Here is a 6336-nt window from a genome sequence, read left to right as displayed (position 1 = left end):
AAAATCATACTGTATATATGGTGCAGGTTAATGAAATAAAGATATACTCTCTAATTTACAAAATGTTACAATAATTGGTAGATGTGAAATGAGTGAGTATTTTTCTTTTTACTACCTTTTGAATAAGAAAGGGAGGATATCAATGTCGGGATATGAACCAGCAATAACGATTAGTTCAATTTTAAACACTTTATTGCTTATTTGGTTTTTTGCATTGATGGTAGCAAGAACACTCAATTTATTTGGGTTCAATAAAGCCTCATGGAAACAGGATTTTCTAATTACATTTATACAATCATTTATAATAACGTTTCTTGTTGAAAATTGGATTTATTTTATGTAACTAACAAGTGTTTTAAAATCAACGTAATGAAGTTAAATAGATTAGTTACACCTTAAACAAACGGTGTGCGATTGTTCAAGAAGAACAGTCGCTTTTTTACTAATGGGCAGTTTAATGGAATAAGGGCATTACCAATTAGGGATAATAACCCAGAGGTGATTATAATGAAACGGTTATTCTTTTTGTTAATGATTATTTCATTCTTTTCCTTTCCTTTAATTAACGCCTACGCTCAACCAACAGAATGCCCTAAAGTTAACGAGATAGAAAAAACCTCGATTAAAGATAAAACAGATTTTTTAAAAGCATTACAAATGATAGTCCCTAAAACGTACCAAAAGGACGATTTTGCTAAGTTCTACACTGACTGGAGAGTAATAACTGCAACTCCTTTTCCATTGACGGTTGGAAATGAAAAAGATGAAGGTTATTACGGAATGGCAAAAAATTTCTGTGGGAAAGAAGTCGCAGACCAATCTTGGTTAGTAAGATTATATTTTCCAAAATGGGAAGGCAAAAGTGCAAGTAATTTGGAAGGACAAATCTTTTTGGCTAAAAGTAAAGAAAAAGGCTGGTTTGTTTGGTTTAGGTATCATTGAATTTAAAAGTTTCTTCTTAAGTAAACGGGGGCGTTGTTCCAAGAAGAATTGACGCTCTTTTACAATTCATAACGGGGGTTTCTTAGAGAAGGATATTTTTTTAAGGAGATTGTACATGCTATTTTTTACGAATGACCGTATCAAAATGACCATATACTTCCATTAAGATTACCATTTAGGGAGTGACTAATAATTATAATGACTAAGTTCAACTTAATGGTTGTATATTTATAAAGTAAAATATAAAATATCCATAAATCTTTTTATGAAAATTAATTTTACAAAGGGGTATAATAAAAATGATTTTTAGTATAATGAATAAACTTATTAAAATAAACTCGTTTGATAAGAATATTTATATCGCAGAAAAGGAGTTATACTGTGCATTTATACAGCAGATTTGTGATACTGCAAAAGAAGATAAAGTTCCTGAAGTTGTAGTCTATCTTGAAAAGCTGAATCAAATTGTTCAGAACCATAAAAATATCGTTAAAGATAGTTATATTAAACTTGAAAAAATATCAGATTTATTTAAAGGACATTACAAAGAAGTTAAAGAAATTACATCCGATTTACCAGATGATTGGAAAAACCACTCCTTATCTTATGGATATGATGAAATCATATTTATTAAATCTAAAGGGTTCGATAAATTATACAAGATGGATACATACCACTTACTGGTATTTAAAGTTATTGATAATTCCTTATATAAATTTAATAAATGTTATATCGGGTTCTCTAATAAAGATATAGAGCCTTATACTAATTTTTCCAAATGGATGGAAAGAAAAATATTTGAATTAGAACAGTGTAAAGATTTAAATACACTTACTTCCACATTTTCAAGTATTAAGAGTCTCCTAATTAATATTTACAGGGTGAAGAAAATATATGATTTAGTTCCTGATGTAAAAAGTTATGGACTTCCCTCTTCATCAGAGGTGTTAACGAGTTTCAATAAAAAATATAATCAAAAGAAGAATGAAATATATTTAATAAATTCTGATTTCAATAAAATTACAGATGACTTACTAACTTTGGTTAGTACTATAAGAAAGCATATTACTCTAAAAGATGAACAATTTAAAGAAATTTTTGGAGAAGGTTATGATATAGAATTAAAAGAAACCGAGAAAAAAGTTAATAATTTAGTTCACTTACTACAAATAAATGAAAATGATTTATTAAATTTGAAAAATGTAATTATGAAGAATGAGGAAAACTGAGGAGAAATATATAATATTCAAATTAACATTTTAAATAGTGAGGAATTCCGTTTGCATTAAAATATCTTCCATTTTAAACTCTCCGTCATTTCCGGCTTTCAATTCCTTAATTAAACGTAGATTTAAATGAAAAATGCAAGATGTGCAATGTTCCCCAATGCTTTTCAAGAATTAATATGCCCTTTGTAAAATAAGGTGTCTCATGAAATATAGTTTATCTCCAATGAAAAACATCGAAAAAAAACTAAATTTATTTCTTGTATTTCTTAAGTTTCAATTCAATTATCTCAACAATCTCGTCTTGATCTTGACTTGATAACTTTTTAAACAACGAGAGTAATTCTTTTTCCTTACCTTCAATATTTAGTATGTATGTTGTAGTTGTCAAAATCAGTTCTTCCCTCCCCCCTTCTCACAAACCCTTGCCATTCCTGCCTTTCTCCCACTTTTCCAATTTCTGTAGGCGAATTAGTTCTTCCCTAACTCGTTCCTTTTTTCTCCTATTTTTTGTCAGAATCCTGATTTTTTAGGAAAATAAGTTGTTCCGTAGGAACAGGGATATAAGGGATTAGGGACAAGGGTTTTTCCTGCTTTTTCTTCCCGCTTTTCCTCTGCCTTTTTCTTTTTTCTCCTGCTTTTCCCCCTGCCATTTTCCGCCCTTTTTCTCATGCTTTCTTTCTCGAAACTATTGATATGGCAAGGTTTATTAGGCTTTTAATCAAACGTTTAATTACCTCTGGCTGACGTACCAACGGTACGTTTCCCTGCTTTTCTCTGGCTTTTTTTCAGGCTTTGCTCATGCCGTTTTCTCTGCTTTTGGACACAAAAAAACGAGGAAAACGGGAGGAAATACTCCAATTTTCACTCGTTTTAGGGAACAACTCATTTGACTGAGAATACATAGTGTTTTGCTACGGAACGATTTGATTTTCCGATAACATGTGTTCACGGACATTAATGTTGGCAACTGGGAAATCCTTTAAAATCAGGGGATAGGCCTACTTTATCATTAATATTAAAATACATTAAAGTTGGTTACCAACTTTTTGAATTTTAAACTTATTTACATTAATGTTGGTAACTAAGTCTAGCCCCTGGTCAAACACAGCATAATCTGAAAACGTTTCAAGAAATCCAACTAAAGCATTGGAATTAGTTTCGATCCCTCCCAAAATAAACATTTTAATGAAGAAATAATATTCTTGATATTACTTAACTATATCATTAAAAGTAAATTCCTTTTTATACCTTTTTTATTTACTCCAATATTTTATATTATATATTAAAGGTAGTCTATTTTAGTTTTAGAAATATCATAATCTATCTCTAACACATAAACAAAGAACTTATAATCAGATGTATTTCCAAGTGAATGCTTGTTAGTATAAGATATTAAGTTTAATTCTCTAATTAGCCTTAGTTTACTCTGACCAAATCGGAGAACAGCATGATAAAAGTATAAATTTAGGCCATTTTAACGGATTTCATTAAATAAGTACTCAAAGTAGAAGTCCTATTCCCAATCATCCATGTTCAAGAGTTGATATTTTTCTGTAAGAGTCGGTAATTTTTTGTTGAGACACGAAGGTCGACGGTTTTTGCATAATTTAACCTTCAGTTTTCATATAAAAAAGAATCGAAACAACGTACCACTAATACGCCCTCGATTCTTTTAAAATATATTTAATCAGTTGAATAATATATTAGGGTTAGCTCTCCACTATCCCTTACTTTTTTTAAAACGGAAGAAATACATAATGAGCATATGACTTTTTTGTTCCGTACACGACTTTTTTGTCACTTTACACAATGGTGTTGGTTTGGAATAAAGTTTGATTAAAAAATAAGCTTAAGTGTTAATATTATAATTTTAAAAGAAACCCTTATATTTTGAAAAAAGATTAAACAAAATGTAAGGGTTAGAATTTTAATTACAGAAATTTTTATAAAAAAGTTTAATTAAAAATACATTCAAATACAGATCAAGATCAATTTATTTCTATATTTTCCAGTTTAAATTTAGGAAATTCTAATTTAATAGGGCGGTTATAATCTAAAGTAGTTAAATTTCTAACTAAAAAAACCATATGATGGCGGCAATTATTAATAATAGTGTTTTCTAAACGAACTTGTAATTCATTCATAAATTTTTCGTTTTCAGATAAGTTAGAGGGTACATCATTATCAAATTTTAAACTATACTGAAATTTCATAGAGATATCCAAAGATCTAAGTATAAACTCTTTATCCTCTAAACTTATTTCAACAGGTAATGTTGCAAAATCAATACATTCTTCTATTCTAGTATCAATGATTATAAACATTTCTTTTAAATCTTTATGGATAGCTACTTTTATTGTGTTTTGATCTCTTATTTCACCACCTAATAAATCAATTTCATTATCATCTTTATTAAATTCCGATAATTCAGATGCTAAAAATGATAAAATATTTTCATCAAATTTGTAATTTAAATCTGTAATAGTATACTTTTCCAATTCAATTTCAAAATTTAAATTTTGCACCATACAACCTCTTTTATATTAAATTTATCGTTATCAACGTATTCTCTATCTAATTTATGAATATTAATGCTACGACCTCCGTGTAAATCATTGGAATATTCAAAGAAATTCTCGTAATCTGAGCTATAAATGTCAAATAAGTATTTACTATGATTTTTTCTAGTTTCAACAGCTTTTATATTCACAATTTCCCATTTAACTGTTCTATAATCTAAACTTCGTTCTCTATTAGCTTTTAATAATTGTACATAAGTTTTTACTTCTTTTAAATTTAATTTATTTACTGTATGACGGGTAACATAAAAATCTTCTGCTGGTAATAGATCTTCAACTATGTAATCATCATCATGAAAGTCTTGCAATGTAGGGATAATATCACAATTTTCACCCAAAGTTATTTTATTATTAAATATTTTGCCTTTATTCATTCCAAAAAATGAACAATAATTATCATACTCTCTATCAAATATTTCAAATAAACTAATTTTAGAATCTGCCAATTCTTCTAAAATAGAATAATCAGGAACTCTTGTTGATATAATATTAAGTTCTTTTTCAAATTCATCACAAGTAACCACATATGATAAATAAATTTCATCATTTTTCTCATAAGAAAATATCATTGGAAAAACAACATCTAAATAAACAATTAGATTTTTAACTATATTGTCTTGTTTACTCAAGAAGGAATTATACACTTTACTTCTTTGTAAATATACTGCTTCATCTTTAATCCTCATTTAATAACACCCCTCTTCTCTTAGATTTTTTTCTTTTTAGCGGCCTTTTAAATATATTACTATCTATTAGTTCAAATTGATCTGCAATATCTTGGAAGTTAATACTTTCAATTTCTTTATTGATTTTAAAAAAATGTACATGGGAACTACCTGGTTCAGGGGTATCTGTTCTTAAAGTTTTTTCCCATTCAAGAATTCCTTGGTTTAACTTTATCGAACCAAATGAGACTAGATATTTATATAAAGGTATTTGAGAACATATTTCCAATCCTGAATTAAGTATAAGATCGTTCTTCTCTTTTTCATCCAATCCTTCTACATCATTTAATTTTAAAATACTTTCATAAGATATTTCTCCTGTTTCGTCAAAACGTTCTTTATCAAATAAGATAAACAAAGAAGTCGAATAGTTCCTTCTATCCTCTGGATAAGTAGTATCAGTAAAAGAGGTAATATAATAACTGTTAGGTTTTAAATTATTAATCATATCCGATGTATAAAATTCTTTTAATTCATCTGAGAACTTACAATTCCAAGTACCTTCCTCTATTTTTATAGTATGCTTAAATTCCCTAGTTTTATGCGTAGGTAAAAAAAAGAATTTATTAAGTTGCGTATTTTGAAACTTATACTCTGGAAAATTTCTTTTAATATCGGGTGCATAAATAAAACGAATATAAAGAATATTTTCATCTTCTAAGTAAAAGCATTTTTCTTCAAATTCACTAGTTTCATATGAAATATATTCGAAATCTGTTTTATATTTACAAATATTCGGATTAGAAGGATCCTTTTCAATATATTGACAAGCTGAATTGTTCATTAAACTTCCAACACCTCAAATTTTCTTTTATTAAAAATTTCAATCCACTTTAACTTTATTAATTTATTTTTTTATAG

General features: G+C 27.9%; 7 protein-coding genes. 3 read left to right on the top strand and 4 right to left on the bottom strand.

Features of this window, described 5'->3' with window-relative positions; translation table 11 throughout:
• Positions 1-142: 142 nt before the first annotated feature.
• The 3 genes from BAZO_RS01360 to BAZO_RS01350 all read left to right on the top strand — a co-directional run bounded on the left by BAZO_RS01360 (position 143) and on the right by BAZO_RS01350 (position 2171).
• The gene (locus BAZO_RS01360; RefSeq protein WP_003329395.1) at positions 143-343 is read left to right on the top strand and encodes a hypothetical protein; all 201 of its coding nucleotides are present in this window, start codon (positions 143-145) and stop codon (positions 341-343) included.
• A gap of 164 nt (positions 344-507) precedes the next feature.
• Entirely contained in the window at positions 508-942 is a 435-nt protein-coding gene (locus tag BAZO_RS01355) for a hypothetical protein (protein WP_003329394.1), read from the top strand.
• A gap of 299 nt (positions 943-1241) precedes the next feature.
• A complete protein-coding gene (locus tag BAZO_RS01350) occupies positions 1242-2171 on the top strand; it encodes a hypothetical protein (RefSeq protein ID WP_003329393.1) in 930 nt (309 codons plus the stop codon).
• 250 nt (positions 2172-2421) lie between these two features.
• Here the strand turns inward: BAZO_RS01350 and BAZO_RS22160 are convergent, their stop codons facing one another.
• The 4 genes from BAZO_RS22160 to BAZO_RS01335 form a co-directional block, all read right to left on the bottom strand.
• Positions 2422-2559 (bottom strand): hypothetical protein, encoded by a 138-nt coding sequence (locus BAZO_RS22160; protein ID WP_157382035.1) that lies wholly within the window; start codon positions 2557-2559, stop codon positions 2422-2424.
• A 1600-nt stretch (positions 2560-4159) separates the two neighbouring features.
• Positions 4160-4696, bottom strand: coding sequence for a hypothetical protein (locus tag BAZO_RS01345; protein ID WP_003329392.1), 537 nt, complete (start codon positions 4694-4696; stop codon positions 4160-4162).
• Positions 4684-5436, bottom strand: coding sequence for a hypothetical protein (locus BAZO_RS01340; RefSeq protein WP_003329391.1), 753 nt, complete (start codon positions 5434-5436; stop codon positions 4684-4686). Before BAZO_RS01340 ends, BAZO_RS01345 begins: the two co-directional genes overlap by 13 nt.
• Entirely contained in the window at positions 5426-6259 is an 834-nt protein-coding gene (locus tag BAZO_RS01335; RefSeq protein WP_003329390.1) for a hypothetical protein, read from the bottom strand. Before BAZO_RS01335 ends, BAZO_RS01340 begins: the two co-directional genes overlap by 11 nt.
• Between the last annotated feature and the right edge of the window lie 77 nt (positions 6260-6336).

It is taken from the genome of Schinkia azotoformans LMG 9581, assembly GCF_000307855.1.
In the GTDB taxonomy this organism is placed as follows: Bacteria; Bacillota; Bacilli; order Bacillales; family Bacillaceae_J; genus Schinkia; species Schinkia azotoformans.
Note: the sequence above shows the minus strand (reverse complement) of the source record. Positions and strands in the feature narration are given on the sequence as shown.